This window comes from Collinsella sp. TF05-9AC, from assembly GCF_003438495.1.
Lineage (GTDB): Bacteria > Actinomycetota > Coriobacteriia > Coriobacteriales > Coriobacteriaceae > Collinsella.
Map to the genome: position 1 here is coordinate 25,582 of NZ_QSSH01000021.1, position 16,559 is coordinate 42,140.

A 16,559-nucleotide genomic window follows, 5' to 3' on the forward strand; every position below is an offset into this window, starting at 1 on the left:
TGGCCGAATCGCTTGACAAGAGTGGTTCGGCCATTTTCTATTCCGAGAGCTCAGTCTGTGCCTTCACCCGCGCATAAGCGCGCACGATACGAGAGACGGTACTTTTGCCAATCCCGGTATACCGCTCAATCTGACGCACTGTAAAGCCGGCATTGTTCAATCCAACAATAACGGTATCGCGCTGCGCCGGCGGTACAGTTTTAACCCCGTTGAGCGGAACCCCTAGCTCCTTCGCCAACTTGTTGGCAAAGGCGTGGCGTTCCCACTCCGTCTCTTTCATATCGCGCAGCGCCGGTTCGCCGCTGTCGGGCGTCGAAAGCGAATAGGCAGCAAAGGCCTCGGCAGAACCAAAAAGCTCAAGCACGCAAGAAGGATCGGAAAATCCCCTCGTGGCATCTGCCGCATCACTGTCGTAAGCGCGCAGATGCTCCGCAAAGCTGCTCCAGGGGTAACGCTCGATTAGGCTCATGCCCGCCTCCTGCGGATCGGCGTGAACGGAGCGAATAGCCTCCATCACCTGCCAGTCGGTATCGAGCGAGCGCCGGTCAAAACGGTTCTGGAACAGATGCCCTGTGCGCCCCGTGCGTTTATTGAACCGCCGCGCGTACGTCAAAAGCAGCCGGTGCATCGCCGCGCTCATCGCGTCCTCGTAATCTGCAAGCACCAGACGCACGTGATTGCCCATAAGGCACCAGGCGATAACCGTCACGCCCGCCTTGCGGCAGCACTCACGCATCAGCTCCAAGAACTCCCACCGGTCTTCATCGCCCTCAAAGATGAGCTGCTTGCCCGTACCGCGGGCACAGACATGGTAAAAGCCGGTAACCGTTCTCCAAACGCGCTGCATGGCGCTCCCTTCGCCGGGATCTGCTTGCCATCCAATACAGCACGATTGAAGCGTGCCATCAAAACATTCACGCAAAACAATTCGCTCGCGCGGCCAAAGGCAGTAAACAGGCGGCGAACGGCACCGTTGCAACAGGTCAACCCCCGCAACGCTTACAAGAGCTGCCCAAAAGCTTGCCAAAGACGGACCCCCTCTACGGAAGTTCGCGACCACAGAACATAGAGTTAAACCGTTTCAATTAAAACTTCCGGACTTCTCGCTACGAAAACTGAGCCGTTCGCCGAATATTCCGTGCATTTCGCGGTATTATAGGGGCTGCATGTCATGTCCCTTTCGAAGGGTCGCCCGGCAATCGCCAGCCACGGCCCCCAGACGGGACGCCAACACGATAGAGAGGAGAGGCATGCAGTACTCACAGGAAGTGGAGAACATGTGCCCCGTTGCCAAGGGTGCATACCACGGCCCCGCACCCATCCCCGAGGAGGGCAAGTGGGTCCAGGCTAAGGAGATTTCCGACATCTCCGGTCTTACGCACGGTGTGGGTTGGTGCGCACCTCAGCAGGGCGCCTGCAAGCTCACGCTGAACGTCAAGGACGGCATCATCGAGGAGGCCCTCGTTGAGACCATCGGCTGCTCGGGCATGACCCACTCTGCCGCCATGGCTTCCGAGATCCTTCCCGGTAAGACCATCCTCGAGGCCCTCAACACCGACCTCGTCTGCGACGCCATCAACGTTGCTATGCGCGAGATCTTCCTGCAGATCGTTTACGGCCGCAGCCAGACCGCGTTCTCCGAGGGCGGCCTGCCCGTGGGCGCCTCCCTCGACGACCTCGGCAAGGGCCTTCGCTCTCAGGTCGGCACCATGTTCGGCACCAAGGCCAAGGGCGCTCGTTACCTCGAGCTCGCTCAGGGCTATGTCACCCGCATGGCTCTCAACGACAAGAACGAGATCATCGCGTTCGAGTTCCTGAACCTCGGCAAGTTCACCGACGCCGTCAAGGCCGGCAAGACCCCCGAGGAGGCCATCGCTGGCGCTATGGGCCACTATGGTCAGTGGGAGAACGCTGCCAAGTACATCGACCCGCGCACCGACGAGGAGACTCACTCCGTCGCCAGCGTGTTCCCGGTTCACGAGTAGAAAGGGAGGGAAATAACTATGACTGTTACGTTCGAAGGTTACGAGCGCCGCGCTGACAAGATCAACAAGTGCCTCGCCGACAACGGCATCGCCTCCCTCGAGGAAGCTCTGCAGATCTGCACCGACAAGGGCTTCAACCCGCGTGAGATCGTCAACAACACCCAGTCCATCGCCTTCCAGAACGCCGAGTGGGCCTACACCCTCGGTTGCGCTCTCGCTGTCAAGCGTGGCGCCAAGTCTGCTTCTGAGGCTGCCGCCATCATCGGCGAGGGCATCCAGGCCTTCACCGTTCCCGGCTCCGTCGCCGAGGACCGCAAGGTCGGTCTGGGCCACGGCAACCTGGGCGCTATGCTGCTCTCCGACGACACCGAGTGCTTCGCCTTCCTGGCCGGTCACGAGTCCTTCGCTGCCGCTGAGGGTGCTATCGGCCTGGCTCTGAACGCCAACAAGGCTCGCAAGAAGCCGCTGCGCGTTATTCTCAACGGTCTGGGCAAGGACGCCGCTCAGATCATCGCCCGCATCAACGGCTTCACCTACGTGAAGACCCAGTTCGACTACTTCACGGGCGAGCTCAAGGTCGTCGAGACCATCCCCTACTCCGATGGTCCCCGTGCCGCCGTCAACTGCTACGGCGCCGACGACGTCCGCGAGGGCGTTGCCATCATGTGGCACGAGAACGTCGACATCTCGATTACCGGTAACTCCACCAACCCCACGCGCTTCCAGCACCCCGTCGCTGGCACCTACAAGAAGGAGCGCCTCGAGGCTGGCAAGAAGTACTTCTCCGTCGCTTCTGGTGGCGGCACTGGCCGTACCCTGCACCCGGACAACATGGGCGCCGGCCCTGCCTCTTACGGCATGACCGACACCATGGGCCGTATGCACTCCGACGCCCAGTTCGCCGGTTCTTCCTCCGTGCCTGCGCACGTCGACATGATGGGTCTCATCGGCATGGGCAACAACCCCATGGTCGGTGCCACCGTCGCCTGCGCTGTCGCCGTCGAGGAGGCCCTCAAGGCCTAATCGCACCCGCGCGATGCTCATATAGTTGAGCTTTGGAGCCGCTACCTTTCGAGGTAGCGGCTCTTTTTGTTTGCGCTGTCGCAGGGTAGCTAATGCCGATATATCAGTTGGGGCGAAATACAAGATGTGATGAGATGGAGCGTCAGAGCGTCCATGACGCCCACCTGCCATATTTGCCCTTTACCGATTTGCCGAGTCTTTACGGCCCCATTGCCGATCACCCGTGCGACAATGCGCCGGACGAGAAAGGAATCCGATGGAATCGACTGATGTACTGGTAATTGGATCTGGCATTGCGGGCCTTTGCGCCGCCATCGAAGCGGCACGCACGGGTGCAACCGTCACTGTGGCAAGCGCCGGCAAGACTATGAGTGGATCGAGCTTCTTCCCCGGAACCTGGGGCCTAGGGCTTATCGGACCCGTTAACGAAGACGACGAGCAGGACCTCATCGACACCATCCTGGCCGTCGGCGGCGGCGTTGCCGACCCCGAACTCGTCCAAGCGTTCGTCCACGGCATTCCCCAAGCGATTGACTGGCTCGAGCAAGACCTGGGCGTTGAGCTCCAGCGTCCGCAAAGCGCCAAGAGTGCTCAACAAAAGCAATTTATCCCCTGCTTTGACCACAAGACGCGCATGTGGCGCGGCCTCACCCGCAAGCCCCTTGAGGACGCTCTGACGACCTGGATCGAGTCGCTCGGCATTCGTCTGCTCCCCCGCCATGAGCTTATCGACCTTGTTGAGGACACGAACGGCAGAATAACCGGAACCGTACTCTACGACCTTACCGAAAATCGAATCGTGCCCTTTGCTGCCAAGGCCACGGTCATCGCAGCCGGTGGCACAGGCGGCCTGTTCGAGCGCAGCCTTACGTCGGCTGATGTGCTCAGTTCCTCGCAGGCCATCGCGCTGGCGCACGGCGCAACACTTACTAATATAGAGTTCATGCAGATGATGCCCGGCTTCATCGAGCCCAGACGTAACTTGGTCTTCAATGAGAAAACCTGGCGCTACATGCACGTAGACCAGCCGGTAGATATTGCCGACGACAAGCTGGACGACCTGCTCGAGCAGCGCTCTGGATATGGTCCCTTCACGTCACGCTTGGCCTCCCGCGCTATCGATCTCGTCATCGATCAGGCAGGTGTCGAAGGCCTGGCACTCCACTACGACTTCCCCCGCGAGGATGTCCCAGAGTTTGTGCAGACCTTTGCCACCTGGCTGCAAGACGAGCACGGCATCGCGCCGACCGACGAGATGCGCGTTGCGATGTATGCCCACGCTGCTAACGGCGGCATCAAGATCGATAAGACCGCGCACACGGGCGTTGAGGGCCTCTACGCTTGCGGCGAGGCGACAGGCGGCATGCACGGAGCCGACCGCATTGGTGGCTTGTCAAGCGCCAACGGCATCATATTCGGACGTATCGCGGGCGCATCGGCAGCCCTCACAGCGCAGAAAGAGCCTGAAGCGGCCCTGAAGACGGATATCACCCTCCCCCAGTACGGCATTGCCACAACAGATGCCGATCGCCTGACACACAGCCTTAGGCACACGATGAGCACCTATTGCATGATCAACAGGACCGAAACAGGCCTATCCGAGGCCCTGCAACAGCTTGAAAGCCTGCAAGACAAGGCCATGGCGCTGAGCAAGCCGCATGCCGATGACAGCGAGATCGCAGCCCTCGCCCGCCTACAGTCGCAGATTCGACTAGCACAGGAAATGGTCAAAGCCATGCGCAAGCGAACTGAAAGCTTAGGTTCGCACTATCGAGCAGACTAAATCGATTCTCACTTTGAGTTTGATCACAACTTCTCAACATGCATCGAGCCCCGTAAGCATGATTCCCCTAAGGAGAACACGCCTACGGGGCTTTAGCCGTGTTTCCCTAAGGGAATCACGGTGCAGATTACTCAGCTCCGCGCCCTTTCGGGTTCGACCCCATGCGAGGTTAACAAAAAAGCGACCAGCCTAAGCCAGTCGCTTTAACATGCTTTGGGTGGGCCGTCAGGGGGTCAGCCTGCTGTGCAGGCGGTCGCTGCGGCGCTTCGCGCCTTGCGCGCTGCGCTGGCAAATGCTTACGCATTTCCTCAGCTCCGCGCCCTTTCGGGTTCGACCCCATGCGAGGTTAACAAAAAAGCGACCAGCCTAAGCCAGTCGCTTTAACATGCTTTGGTGGGCCGTCAGGGGGTCGAACCCTGGACCTTGGGATTAAGAGTCCCCTGCTCTACCAACTGAGCTAACGACCCAAAGCTAAAGTCCGTTATGACGGACTTTAGAGGAGATATCGTGTGGTGGGCCGTCAGGGGGTCGAACCCTGGACCTTGGGATTAAGAGTCCCCTGCTCTACCAACTGAGCTAACGACCCGATATCAACACGAAGCAAGAACTGGGGTGGGTAAAGGGACTCGAACCCTCGACCTACGGGACCACAACCCGTCGCTCTAGCCAACTGAGCTACACCCACCGTGTCCTATGCGCTTCGCGCTCGACTATTATTGCAAGGAACGCCACGTGATGCAACCCCCAATTTTCAAGAATTTTGAAAAGAGTTTTTCGGATCCATTTCGAGCATTTCCCACCGGTTTCATAGGAGTAAACTTGCCCCACTGCAAATGCTCGAAAGGACAAGCATGAAAGAACTCTCCAACCGCACGGCGACATTTACCGATTCGGTCATCCGCCGCATGACGCGCATCTCCAATAAGTACGGCGCCGTCAACCTCTCGCAGGGCTTCCCTGACTTCGATCCTCCGGCGCAGCTGCTCAATAGCCTGGGCACCATCGCCACCGACCCCAAGCCGCTCTACCATCAGTACTCCATCACCTGGGGCTCCCTGGCCATGCGCGAGGCGCTTGCTGCCAAGCAGGAGCATTTTATGGGCATGCCGATCAACCCCAATGAGAACATCGTGATCACCTGCGGCTCAACTGAGGCCATGATGGCCGCCATGATGACGGTCACGAACCCCGGCGACAAGGTTGTCATTTTCTCGCCGTTCTACGAGAACTACGGCGCAGACACCATTCTCTCGGGGGCCGAGCCCATCTATGTGCCGCTCAACCCGCCCACCTTTGACTTCGACCGTGAGGTCCTCGAGGCGGCCTTCCGCGACAACGACCCCAAGGCAATCGTCCTGTGCAACCCTTCCAACCCCTGCGGCAAGGTCTTTACACGCGAGGAGCTCACCTTTATCGCCGACCTCTGCAAAAAGTACGACACCTACTGCATCACCGACGAGGTCTACGAGCACATCGTCTACGCGCCCCACGAGCACGTCTATATGGCCACGCTGCCCGGCATGTTTGAGCGCACCATCAGCTGCAGCTCGCTGTCCAAGACCTACTCCATCACCGGCTGGCGCCTGGGCTACACCATCGCCCCTGCCGAGATCACCGAGCGCATCAAGAAGGTCCACGACTTCCTCACCGTGGGCGCCGCCGCTCCCCTGCAGGAAGCTGTCGTCACCGCCCTCAACTTCGACGACAGCTATTACGATGAGGTCCTTGACCTCTATACCGCCAAACGCGACCTGTTCTGCCAGGGACTCGACAGTATCGGTCTTGAGCATAACGTGCCGCAGGGCGCCTACTACGTCATGATGGACATCTCAGAGTTTGGCTATGACAGCGACCTCGAATTCTGTGAGGACCTCGCGTCTAAAGTGGGCGTGGGCGCAGTGCCCGGCTCGAGCTTCTTCCGCGAGCCCGTCAACCATCTGATTCGTTTCCACTTTGCCAAGCGAGACGAGACGCTTAACGCGGCACTGGAGAACCTCAAGTCGCTACGTGATAAAATCAAGCCGCGCGGGTAAGGACGGCCCGGCAACTAAAGCAACCAAAGAAGCCTCGCACCGCCCGCCGCGTTGCGAGGCTTCTTTCTATAGCGCTTTCTTAAATGGTTTGAGCTCTATACTTTAGTCACGGAGCAACTCGTCCCAGAGAGAGGAATATTATGGCAGAGCAGCAGCTTATCGGAGCGCTCGAGGCCGGCGGCACCAAGATGGTCTGCGCCACGGGCTATGCAGACGGCACGGTCCTGGAGCGTGAGCAGATCGCGACCACGACCCCGCAGGAGACCGTCGAGGCCGTCAACGCGTGGTTTGCCGACAAGGGCATCGCCGCGCTGGGCATTGGCGCCTTTGGCCCTACCGCAGTCAACCCCGCCTCGCCCCAATACGGCAAGATCCTGGAGACGCCCAAAACGGCATGGCGCTACTTTGACCTGCTGGGCACTATCCAAAACGAGCTCAATATCCCCTGCGGCTACGATACCGACGTCAACGTCGCCTGCCTAGGCGAGGTCACGTTTGGTTGCGCCAAGGGCCTTACCGATGTGGTCTACCTGACCATCGGCACCGGCGTGGGCGCCGGCGTGCTCTCGGGCGGTAAGCTCGTGCACGGCATGATGCATCCCGAGGCCGGCCACATCCTGGTCACGCGCGACCCGCGCGACACCATCGGCGAGCATAGCGCCTGCCCCTTCCACGACAACTGCCTCGAGGGCCTCATCGCCGGCCCCGGCGTTAAAAAGCGCTGGGATGGCAAGAGCGCCGGAGACATGGCCGATGACCCGGAGGCCATGGACCTGCTCGCCGGCTATCTGGCACAGGCGCTCATGACCTACACGCTGTGCTACGCGCCGCAAAAGATCATCATCGGCGGCGGCGTGGCCGACCACACCCCCATCGTGCCGCTCGCGCGCAAGAAGTGCGCCGAGATGCTCAACGGCTATATCGTCACGCCCGAGGTCAACGACATCGATAACTACATCGTCAACAACAGCCTCGAGGGCAAGCAGGGCATCATGGGCTGCCTGGCCCTGGGCGCACAGGCGCTTCAGTAGCAGACGCACCCACGGGGCGTGGCACGCCCGGCAAATCCGACCTACGGAACGACGCCACCACGCCTCATATAAGCCCTCAAATAAAAAAGGCCGCCTAGGACCAAACAATACGTCCTAGGCGGCCTTTTTGGCGCACATCAGCGACCGTAAGAGATATCGGGGCACAACGCCCGTTGCCGCTCCACAGCAGTCGATCATCACATCGGTGATCATTCCAGCGCGTCCCGGCACAAAGAGCTGAATCGTCTCGTCGATCGAAGGAATCAGCAGCAGGAACACCGCCGTGGGCAGCAGCACGTCAAAGGTGCGCCGGCCCTCAAAATCAAAGGCGTGCGTTGCCAGGATGCCGAGCACCATATACTCAGTAAAATGCGCGCACTTGCGAACAACGAAGTTGGTCACCCATTCATATGGAAGTCCCACGCCGTGCAGGAAACCGCGGATAGTTTCCATGACCGTTAGACTCAGCGAGCCCGACCCCGAGCCGGGAACCAGCGAATTGCCCCAGATCAAGAGCGCCATCAGGCAGGTCACGACCGCCCATTTTCGATTGATCTTAACCATGCAGAAGTTATGCCTCCGCGCGGAGCGGCGCAAAGCTGGCGGTACCGCCCTCGATAACGCTCAGATAGGCACGGCCCGTACGCTTGGCGGTAGAGGACTGCAGGCGCTCGATCTCTTCCTCGAGGATCTGATTGACGCGCTCGTGACGACGATTTTCCATAATGCCGGCGGCAATAGCCTCGGCCCGCTCGATGCTCTCGCGCGAGATACGGGCGGTATCCTCGGGGAGCACAGCGCTGTGACGGCCGACATAGGCGGGGGCAGCAGACTGAGGGGCAGCGACGGGAGCGGGCGCTACAACAGGAGCGGGCTCGTCAATCTCATCCAGAATCGCGGTGGCGGCGGCCCACATGTCCTCGTGGCCCGAATAATCGGCCATGGGGACATCAACCTCGAGCGAGGCGTCCGGAAGGTCGCCGGTGTCGATGCGATCTTGGGCATCAATCGATGCGGTGATGGCTGCAGGCTCATCGAGGTCATCGAGATCGATGTCCGCGGCACCGGAGATGATAGGCATGCTGGCGAGGTTTGCATTGTACGGCGCAGCCTCGGCCGCCTGCTGCTGGGCAGGAGCGCCCCACAGTGAGCTTTCGGCGGCACGGCGGGCGGCAACGGCCTCCTCGTCCGCGGCCATGGCTTCATCAACGTACGAATTGTCGGCAGAAGCGTTCGCGTCCGCCGAGGTAGCACTGTAGGCGTTATTGGCTGCCGCGTTGGCGACGAGTGCCACGAAAGCCGCCGTGCTGCCCGCAGGGGCGGCCTGGGAGCCAGATACGGCGCGTGCCGCGGCGGCGATGTCGTCGCGATTGAAGGAGCCGGTCTGCCCGCCGTTGGTGAGCTCGTCGATGGCGACTTGATAGACGTCGCGCGAGTGTGCAGGGTCGCAGCTCACCGGCGAATCGTCGTCGAGCATACTGTCGATCATGGACCAAGCCTCGTCCTCGTCCATAGCATCTGCGGCTCGAGCGATGGTAGGGACACCATCATCGGTATGACGGCGCTGGAACGCACCAGTCAGGCCGGAAAGGAATGCCGAGGTAGACTGCTCCGACTGAGCCTGAGAAGCAGAAGCGGTAGCATAAGGAGTCGCATCCTGCTGCTGAGCTGGAATCGAGGCGGTCTTAAACTCGCTTTGATGCTGATTGAGATTGGCGGCACCGCCCATGGCATCGGGCTGGAACAGACGCTCTTCACGCTGCGCATGGTACTCGGAGATACCCAGCGAGGCGGCATAGATACCCACGCCCGCCACCGCGCCCACGGCGAAGGGAACCGCACCCGCCACGACCGTCTCGTTCACCGACGAAAACGGTAGCGTCGCGGCATACATAACCACGGGAGCGGCAAGGCCGATCCCGCACGAAAGTCCGGCAAGGACTGCTCGTTGTGTTGCATCAGAAGAAGCCATGAGCTCTCCCCATCTTCCAGCACCCAAATCGCATCATTCAGTTGGCTGCGCGAGAGAAGATGAAGCGGGGCTATGCCCCAAAGCAACGGTATATGGTTCGTTTCATCTGCGTTATCCGTCGCGAAGCTTAAAAGCTATTATGCGAAACCGCCCAGTCGATTGCAAGCGACGATGTCGGATTGAAACGGGAAACCTGCTGCTTGCCAGTCTTATGGTCAAAAATAAGCGCGGATACGCGATATGGAAAAGGGCCGAGGCGCAAGCCCCGACCCTTTATCGCATTGATGGCTATCGCTGCGCGTGGATGACAGCCTAGAACGTCTGCTCGTAGTCGCTGTGCTTTTTGGCCGAACGCACCAGGAACTCCTGGTTGGTGTTGGTGCCTTTAAGACCCTTAATGAACGACGCGGCTGCGCGCTCGGTGTTGTTCATGCCGGCAAGAATGCGACGCAGACCAAAGACAAACGGACGCATCTGCTCGTCGACCAACAGGTCCTCGTTACGCGTACCGGAGGCAACGGGGTCGATAGCCGGGAAGATGCGGCGGTCGGCCAGTTCGCGATCGAGCTTAAGCTCCATGTTGCCGGTGCCCTTGAACTCCTCAAAGATGACCTCGTCCATCTTGGAACCGGTGTCGATGAGGGCAGAGGCCAGGATGGTGAGCGAGCCACCGTTCTCGATATTACGGGCTGCACCCAGGAAGCGCTTGGGAGGATACAGTGCCGCCGAATCGACGCCGCCCGAAAGGATGCGGCCTGAGGCGGGCGCCGCCAAGTTGTAGGCGCGGGCAAGACGCGTGATGGAGTCGAGCACCACCACAACATCGCCGCCCAGCTCCACGATGCGCTTGGCGCGCTCGATGACAAGCTCTGCCACGCGAGTGTGGTTATCGGCGGGCATATCGAAGGTCGACGCCACAACCTCGCCCTTGATGGAACGCTGCATATCGGTGACCTCTTCGGGGCGCTCGTCGACGAGCAGGCAGATGAGGTGCACCTCGGGGTTGTTAATCGAGATAGACTGGCAGATCTTCTTGAGGATCGTGGTCTTGCCGGCCTTGGGCGGGGACACGATCAGGCCACGCTGACCCTTGCCGATCGGCGACACGATGTCGATGGCGCGACCGGTAATGGAGTCCTTGCCGTGCTCCATGCGCAGCGGCTCATTGGGATAGACCGGGGTGAGGTCGCCGAACTTGGGACGGTTGCGAATCTGCTCGGGGTCCAGACCGTTGACGGTCGTGATTTTGGCGAGGCCGGCGCGCTTGTCGCCGCCGCGCGAAGGACGCAGCGAGCCCTCGATAACGTCGCCCGTGCGCAGGCGCGCGGAGCGGATGAGGTAGGCGGGCACGAAGGCGTCGTCGTTGGACTTCATATAGCCATGGGCGTGGATGATGCCGGAGCTGTCCGGGCGAATCTGCAGAATGCCCTTGATGTCGCGGAAGCCCTCGGCCTTCGCGGCGGTGACGTAGATCTCCTCGACGAGCTCGGCTTTCTTCTTGCCGGTCGTCTCAATCTCGAACTCCTTGGCCTTCTCGCGCAGCTCGGCGACCTTCATGGCCGCGAGCTCCTCACGCGAAAGCGTGGGCTCGGTGGGGGCGGCGTTGCGCTCCTTGTTGCGCTGTTTGCGATCGCGCTGACGGTTGCGACGGTCGTTGTTGCGTTCGTCCTTGCGATCGTTGCGCTCCTCGTTGCGCTTGTGCTGGCGACGGTTGGAACGAGTGCCGTCTTCGGCCTCGGCGGGCGCGGCACCATCGGTTGTGGCGGCGTCGGCGTTAGCCGCAGTATCATCGCTGGCCTCGGCCTTGGAATCGCCCTGCAGCTCGGCCTCGGCCTGCTGCTCGGACGCCTTGGCCTTAGCGGACTTCTTACGACCGCGCTTGGGCTTCTCAGACGCAGGCTGTTCGACGTCCTGGGGCTCGGCGGCGTCAGTCGATGCATCGGCGGTCGTCTCGGCGGAATCCTCGGACGCAACCTTCTTGGCAGCCTTAGCCTTGGACGTGCGCTTAGCAGCAGTGCGACGGCTGCGACCGGGACGGAGGTCGGCGGGCTCGACATCGGCGAGAGCGGCCTCGGAAGTCGTAGCATCCTGGACGGGCGCGTCGGCGGCGGTTGCAGACTCGGCGGTCGCCGCAGCATCCCGAGCGGCTGCAGCTGCGGCTGCGGCCTTCTCTGCCTCGACGAAGGCCTTGGGCTTGCGACCGCGACGGTGCGGGCGCAAAGCCGGATCGACAACGGGAACTTCGCTGGCCTCGACAGGCGCAGCGAGCTCAACAGGCGATGTGCCCTCCCCTGCCGCGGAACGGACCGAAGCCTCAGTGAGCTCGGGGGTTACCTGATCGGCAACCTGCTCGGCCTTAGCAGCCGTGCGACGGCGTGTGCGCGGTACCGGCTTCTCGGTCGGCTGGTCGGCGACAGGGGTCTCGGTGGCGGCAGGCGTCTCGGGCACAGACGGAGCTGCAAGCTCGGTCAGAGCCGCAGCCTCGCGCTCGGCAGCACGACGGCGGGCGCGCACCACCTGAGCCTCGCTAATCTGCGCCAACGCACGTGCCTGCGCGACCTCATCGGAAATCGGCGCCGAGGAGTCAGCTGCAACGGTGCGCTTGACGCGCGTCATGCGCGTGGTACGGCGCTTGGGCTTGGTGACCTCCTCGCCGTCAGCAGCAGGCTTGGCCGTGCGGCGCGTACACTTGGGCTTTGCCGGAGCAGCCTCCTCACCAGTTGCAGGCACGGCCTTCTCAGCCGTTGCAGGCGTAGGCGTCGAAGCAGCCTTAGGCGTCTCAGGAGCCGAGGCATGCGCGGGCGCCGCGACCTGGTCCGACGCAACCGGTGCAGCGGGAGCGGCTTGCGTCGTCGTTATTTCGTTTTCTTGCTGTTGATCAGACACAGTGTTTGCTCAACTTTCTTTTCAAGCCCTGTGATCACATGCTCCCTGCATAAACCTTCAGGGCGGCTAAACAGTCTAGTTCCGTTCAAAACGACGGACATCATTGATCTGTATCGAGATGATTGCGTCATATACGCAGCGTTAGTGTAACACAACCGCCGCCACCTGCAACTTAGTCATTGGGAACGCTCTTAAACGACTAGTCAAAAGGGGCACTCTTTGGTTTAACACCCACAAATCTGACTGCCTCCGCCAAAACTATGGCGGTTTACTACGATGAATCGCTCAACCGCGACCACTCCGAAACTTGTTGAACTAAAACCGCAGGTAGATGCCCTGCACTTTTTTGCGAAAAGCTGGCGTGGTTGGAATTTCTCATATTCATCGTAGTAAACCGGCATAGTTTCGTATTTCCAGCAGTTCCAAATTCGTCAATACGTCGGCGTTTGCAAAAAGCCCGACCTCCGCATGGAGATCGGGCTTATAGGGCTCAGCAAAGCCGAACCTACACGGTCAAATGACCCGTAGCTTACATCTGCTCGGGCGCGGAAACGCCAACGAGGGTGAGCACCAGGGCGAGCGTCACACGGACGGCATCGCAAGCGGCCAGACGGGCACGCGAAAGCTCGGGGTCGACGGGACGGCCCTCGCTCGGCAGCACCTGACAGGCAGCGTAGAAGCTGTGGAAGTCGCCGGCGAGTTCCTCAGCAAAGTGCGTCAGACGGAACGGGGCGCGGTCGCGAGCGCAGCTGGCGATGAGGTCGGTGAGCTCGTTGAGCTTGCGCGAAAGGGCGAGCTCGGTCGGGTCGGTCAGCAGCGAGTAATCGACGTTCTCACCGATAGCCTTGGCGGCGACGGCCTTCATGCCCATCTCGTCAGCCTGCTCGGGCGTAACGTCAGCGGCACGGCGCAGGATGGAGCACACGCGGGCGTGAGCGTACTGCACGTAGTACACCGGGTTGGAGTTGTCGCGCTTCTTGACGGCCTCAATATCGAAGTCGACCATCTGGTTGGAGCTCTTGGAGATGAGGGTGTAACGGGCAGCGTCGGAGCCGACCTCGTCGACGAGCTCCTGCAGGGTCACCATGGTGCCCTTACGCTTGGACATACGGACGGGCTTGCCGTTGCGCAGCAGGTTGACGAGCTGGCCCAGCAGAACCTCAAACTTGCCGGGGTAACCCAAGGCATCGCAGACGCAGCGGACGCGCTCGATGTAGCCGTGGTGGTCGGCGCCCCAGATGTCGATGACGTGGTCGACGCGCTGGAACTTATCCCAGTGATAGGCAACGTCGGAGGCGAAGTAGGTGTACTCGCCGTCGGACTTGATCAGAACGCGGTCCTTGTCATCGCCCAGGTCGGTGGAGCGGAACCACAGGGCACCGTCCTTGGTGTAGAGATAGCCCATCTTGTCGAGCTTCTCAAAAGCGCGGTCGACGGCGGAGGTGCCGGCGGTCTCGCCCTCGGTGTCCTTCACATACAGCGAGCGCTCGGAGAACCAACGATCGAAGTCGCAATTGACGGCGTGGCAGAGGTCGCGCATGTTGTCGACCATCTTTACATAGCCGCGCTCGCGGAAGCTCTCCATGCGCTTCTGCGGATCGGCGTTGACCCACTTATCGCCGTCGGTGCGCCAGAACTCGGCGGCCTCGTCGATGATGTAGTCGCCGCCGTAGGAGTCCTTGCCCAGAGTCTCGGCAAAGTTGTCCTGGTACGGATGGGTCTCGGGGTGCTCGTCGTTCTCGTCGGCAACAAAGGCGTCGCGGTCTGCGATCAGCAGCTTGTGAGCCTCGTCGATATCCACACCCTGCTTGGCGATGATGTCGGCAAGCTGCATATAGCGCGTGCTGATGGAGTTGCCGAAGGTGTTCATCTGAGAGCCGTGGTCGTTGATGTAGAACTCACGCTGGATGTCGTAACCGGCGTGGTCCATAACGCGGCAGAGCGAGTCGCCCAGCGCGGCCCAGCGGCCGTGGCCGATGTGCATGGGGCCAACTGGGTTGGCGGAAACGAACTCAACCTGGGTCTTCAGGCCACCACCGACGTTGGACTTAGCGAAGTCCATACCCTTCTCGCGAGCCTCGCCAAAGATGGCATTCTTGACGGCAACGGAGAGGTAGAAGTTGATGAAGCCGGGGCCTGCGATCTCGACCTTCTCGATCGCGGGGTCCTCGGGCATATGGGCAACGATGGCCTCGGCGATCTTGCGCGGGGCGCAGTGGGCCAGCTTGGCGGACTTCAGGGCCATGGTAGAGGTCCACTCGCCATGAGAAGTGTCAGCCGGTCGCTCGATAGCGCAATCGTCAAGTTCAAATGCGGAAAGGTCGCCGGCCTCCTGGGCCGCAGCAAGCGCAGCGCGTACCAGCTCTTCAATCTTCTCGGGCATAGATCCTCCTTGTGTTAAAGCCCCCGAGCTCTTGGTCACTCGTAGGGCAAAAGCCAGAGTTTGTAGCACTCTATCACAAGCGACGGGCACTGTCGCAGGGTAAAGCCAATAGATATTGCATATGCACAAAAATGACTACAGCTTGTATGGAGTCACTCAAAGATGCCGGTCTGCCTGCAGATTATGCAGGCGTTGAAAATGCGTAAAGGTGTGAATGAGCTGCGTCTGTTATCGAATACTCTTACCTATCAGAGTTGTGTGCTTTTCCTGCATAAAGTAACGGTTTGCGCACGTCAGCGTGTTATTCTAGACATACGTAAATTCGTATAAGTTGGAGGTAGCATGTTCTCAATCGGTCAACACGTCATTCATCCGGGCCAGGGAGTCTGCACCGTCGTCGGTTTTAGGGACGACACACCGCAGCCCATGCTGCTGCTCGAGACCAAGCAGGGACATGCGCAGACGATCCTCATGTACCCCGTGGCGCAGGCCGACCGTTTGCACGCCGCCATCTCGCAGCAAGATGCCGAGCACTTGCTGAGCCACTATGACGAGCTGGAGTGCGACACCTTTACCGAGCGCAACAGCTCACTTGAGGAGACACACTTTAAGCAGCAGCTCAAGCTGGGCGCGCCCGAGACGGTCCGCGTGGCAAAAACCATGATGCACCGCATTCGCCTGGCCGAGGAAGCTGATAAAAAACCCAGCTCCTACTACATGCGCGTACTCAAGGAGGCCAAACGCCGCTCCATCGAGGAGTTCGCTGTGGCCTTGGGCGTCACCGAGGAGGACGCCGAAGCCCGCCTAGCCCAAGCCGCCCTCAACTAACCCATCCGCGCCAAAAACCACCACAAAGGGGACAGGCACCTTTGTGGTGGTTTTCTTGTTCTAGTAGTATTCATTCTTATCGATACCCACGAGCACAAGGAGTCTCCTATGGCAGAGCCGCTTACCGCCGGAATCACCCGCGACCGCGCGTTCGAACTGCTCAACGAGCACAACAAGGACCCGTTCCACATCACCCATGGCGAGACAGTCGAGGGCACTATGCGCTACTTTGCGCGCGAGTTCGACCCCGAGAACGAGGAGTTTTGGGGCATCGTCGGTCTGCTGCACGACCTGGATTGGGAGGAGCATGAGGACGACCCCATTAACCACACCATCTATGCTGCCGAGATTCTTGAGGGCGAAGGTGCGTCTCCCGAGCTCATTCGCGCCATCCAGACGCACACGTCGGACTTCAACACCTCACTACCCAAGCCCGAGCTGCAGATGGAAAAGATCCTGTTTGCCTGCGATGAGCTCACCGGCCTGATCGGCGCTGCCGTCATCATGCGCCCGAGCAAGAGCGTTATGGACTTTACGACTAAGTCGCTCAAGAAGAAGTTCAAGGACAAACGCTTTGCCGCCGGCTGCTCGCGCGACGTGATTTCGCAGGGCGCCGAGATGCTCGGCTGGGAGCT

At 60.4% G+C, this 16,559-nt stretch carries 12 protein-coding genes and 3 tRNA genes; 7 read left to right on the top strand and 8 right to left on the bottom strand.

The genetic code is table 11. The features are described 5' to 3' along the window. Nucleotides 1-37: 37 nt before the first annotated feature. Nucleotides 38-847, bottom strand: a complete 810-nt coding sequence (locus tag DXC52_RS06870) for a transposase (protein WP_117746670.1) — start codon at nucleotides 845-847, stop codon at nucleotides 38-40. Nucleotides 848-1,250: 403 nt separating this feature from the next. Between DXC52_RS06870 and DXC52_RS06875 the strand changes: the two genes are divergently transcribed. The 3 genes from DXC52_RS06875 (at nucleotide 1,251) to DXC52_RS06885 (ending at nucleotide 4,791) form a co-directional block, all read left to right on the top strand. Next, entirely contained in the window at nucleotides 1,251-1,985 is a 735-nt protein-coding gene (locus DXC52_RS06875) for an iron-sulfur cluster assembly scaffold protein (RefSeq protein ID WP_006235554.1), read from the top strand. A gap of 18 nt (nucleotides 1,986-2,003) precedes the next feature. After that, nucleotides 2,004-3,008 carry a GGGtGRT protein gene (locus DXC52_RS06880; RefSeq protein WP_006235553.1) on the top strand — a complete coding sequence of 335 codons (1,005 nt, stop codon included), beginning with the start codon at nucleotides 2,004-2,006 and terminating at the stop codon, nucleotides 3,006-3,008. A 256-nt stretch (nucleotides 3,009-3,264) separates the two neighbouring features. Next, nucleotides 3,265-4,791, top strand: a complete 1,527-nt coding sequence (locus DXC52_RS06885; RefSeq protein ID WP_117746671.1) for an FAD-dependent oxidoreductase — start codon at nucleotides 3,265-3,267, stop codon at nucleotides 4,789-4,791. 391 nt (nucleotides 4,792-5,182) lie between these two features. Here the strand turns inward: DXC52_RS06885 and DXC52_RS06890 are convergent. The 3 genes from DXC52_RS06890 to DXC52_RS06900 all read right to left on the bottom strand — a co-directional run bounded on the left by DXC52_RS06890 (nucleotide 5,183) and on the right by DXC52_RS06900 (nucleotide 5,476). Then, nucleotides 5,183-5,258 (bottom strand) — tRNA-Lys (locus tag DXC52_RS06890). A 43-nt stretch (nucleotides 5,259-5,301) separates the two neighbouring features. Next, a tRNA-Lys gene (locus DXC52_RS06895) sits at nucleotides 5,302-5,377 on the bottom strand. 22 nt (nucleotides 5,378-5,399) lie between these two features. Continuing rightward, a tRNA-His gene (locus DXC52_RS06900) sits at nucleotides 5,400-5,476 on the bottom strand. A 166-nt stretch (nucleotides 5,477-5,642) separates the two neighbouring features. On the opposite strand from DXC52_RS06900, the gene DXC52_RS06905 reads away from it, so the two are divergent. Both DXC52_RS06905 and DXC52_RS06910 read left to right on the top strand, forming a co-directional pair. Continuing rightward, nucleotides 5,643-6,824, top strand: coding sequence for a pyridoxal phosphate-dependent aminotransferase (locus DXC52_RS06905; protein WP_117746672.1), 1,182 nt, complete (start codon nucleotides 5,643-5,645; stop codon nucleotides 6,822-6,824). Nucleotides 6,825-6,964: 140 nt separating this feature from the next. Beyond that, on the top strand, nucleotides 6,965-7,855 hold the full coding sequence (locus DXC52_RS06910; RefSeq protein WP_117746673.1) for an ROK family protein: 891 nt from the start codon (nucleotides 6,965-6,967) through the stop codon (nucleotides 7,853-7,855). Between the two features lie 114 nt (nucleotides 7,856-7,969). Here DXC52_RS06910 and DXC52_RS06915 read toward each other — a convergent pair whose 3' ends face one another. The 4 genes from DXC52_RS06915 to argS all read right to left on the bottom strand — a co-directional run bounded on the left by DXC52_RS06915 (nucleotide 7,970) and on the right by argS (nucleotide 15,096). Further along, nucleotides 7,970-8,419: a VanZ family protein gene (locus DXC52_RS06915; RefSeq protein WP_117746674.1), complete on the bottom strand. Its 450-nt coding sequence runs from the start codon at nucleotides 8,417-8,419 to the stop codon at nucleotides 7,970-7,972. Between the two features lie 7 nt (nucleotides 8,420-8,426). Next, nucleotides 8,427-9,827, bottom strand: coding sequence for a hypothetical protein (locus tag DXC52_RS06920; protein WP_117746675.1), 1,401 nt, complete (start codon nucleotides 9,825-9,827; stop codon nucleotides 8,427-8,429). A gap of 312 nt (nucleotides 9,828-10,139) precedes the next feature. Then, nucleotides 10,140-12,443, bottom strand: coding sequence for a transcription termination factor Rho (gene rho / locus DXC52_RS06925; RefSeq protein ID WP_233504898.1), 2,304 nt, complete (start codon nucleotides 12,441-12,443; stop codon nucleotides 10,140-10,142). Between the two features lie 799 nt (nucleotides 12,444-13,242). Further along, complete coding sequence (gene argS / locus DXC52_RS06930) at nucleotides 13,243-15,096, bottom strand: arginine--tRNA ligase (RefSeq protein ID WP_035137232.1); 1,854 nt, start codon at nucleotides 15,094-15,096, stop codon at nucleotides 13,243-13,245. A gap of 342 nt (nucleotides 15,097-15,438) precedes the next feature. On the opposite strand from argS, the gene DXC52_RS06935 reads away from it, so the two are divergent. Further along, nucleotides 15,439-15,924 (top strand): CarD family transcriptional regulator, encoded by a 486-nt coding sequence (locus DXC52_RS06935; RefSeq protein WP_035137233.1) that lies wholly within the window; start codon nucleotides 15,439-15,441, stop codon nucleotides 15,922-15,924. A gap of 108 nt (nucleotides 15,925-16,032) precedes the next feature. Beyond that, a partial coding sequence (locus tag DXC52_RS06940) for an HD domain-containing protein (RefSeq protein ID WP_117746676.1) occupies nucleotides 16,033-16,559 on the top strand: 527 nt, incomplete at its 3' end.

Bases quoted from the DNA above. Each gene is read 5' to 3' on its own strand.
- DXC52_RS06915 (WP_117746674.1), bottom strand. From the start codon at position 8,419: ATGGTTAAGATCAATCGAAAATGGGCGGTCGTGACCTGCCTGATGGCG.
- DXC52_RS06935 (WP_035137233.1), top strand. From the start codon at position 15,439: ATGTTCTCAATCGGTCAACACGTCATTCATCCGGGCCAGGGAGTCTGC.
- DXC52_RS06885 (WP_117746671.1), top strand. From the start codon at position 3,265: ATGGAATCGACTGATGTACTGGTAATTGGATCTGGCATTGCGGGCCTT.
- DXC52_RS06910 (WP_117746673.1), top strand. From the start codon at position 6,965: ATGGCAGAGCAGCAGCTTATCGGAGCGCTCGAGGCCGGCGGCACCAAG.
- DXC52_RS06905 (WP_117746672.1), top strand. From the start codon at position 5,643: ATGAAAGAACTCTCCAACCGCACGGCGACATTTACCGATTCGGTCATC.
- DXC52_RS06875 (WP_006235554.1), top strand. From the start codon at position 1,251: ATGCAGTACTCACAGGAAGTGGAGAACATGTGCCCCGTTGCCAAGGGT.
- argS (WP_035137232.1), bottom strand. From the start codon at position 15,096: ATGCCCGAGAAGATTGAAGAGCTGGTACGCGCTGCGCTTGCTGCGGCC.
- DXC52_RS06870 (WP_117746670.1), bottom strand. From the start codon at position 847: ATGCAGCGCGTTTGGAGAACGGTTACCGGCTTTTACCATGTCTGTGCC.
- DXC52_RS06920 (WP_117746675.1), bottom strand. From the start codon at position 9,827: ATGGCTTCTTCTGATGCAACACAACGAGCAGTCCTTGCCGGACTTTCG.
- DXC52_RS06880 (WP_006235553.1), top strand. From the start codon at position 2,004: ATGACTGTTACGTTCGAAGGTTACGAGCGCCGCGCTGACAAGATCAAC.
- rho (WP_233504898.1), bottom strand. From the start codon at position 12,443: ATGACGCGCGTCAAGCGCACCGTTGCAGCTGACTCCTCGGCGCCGATT.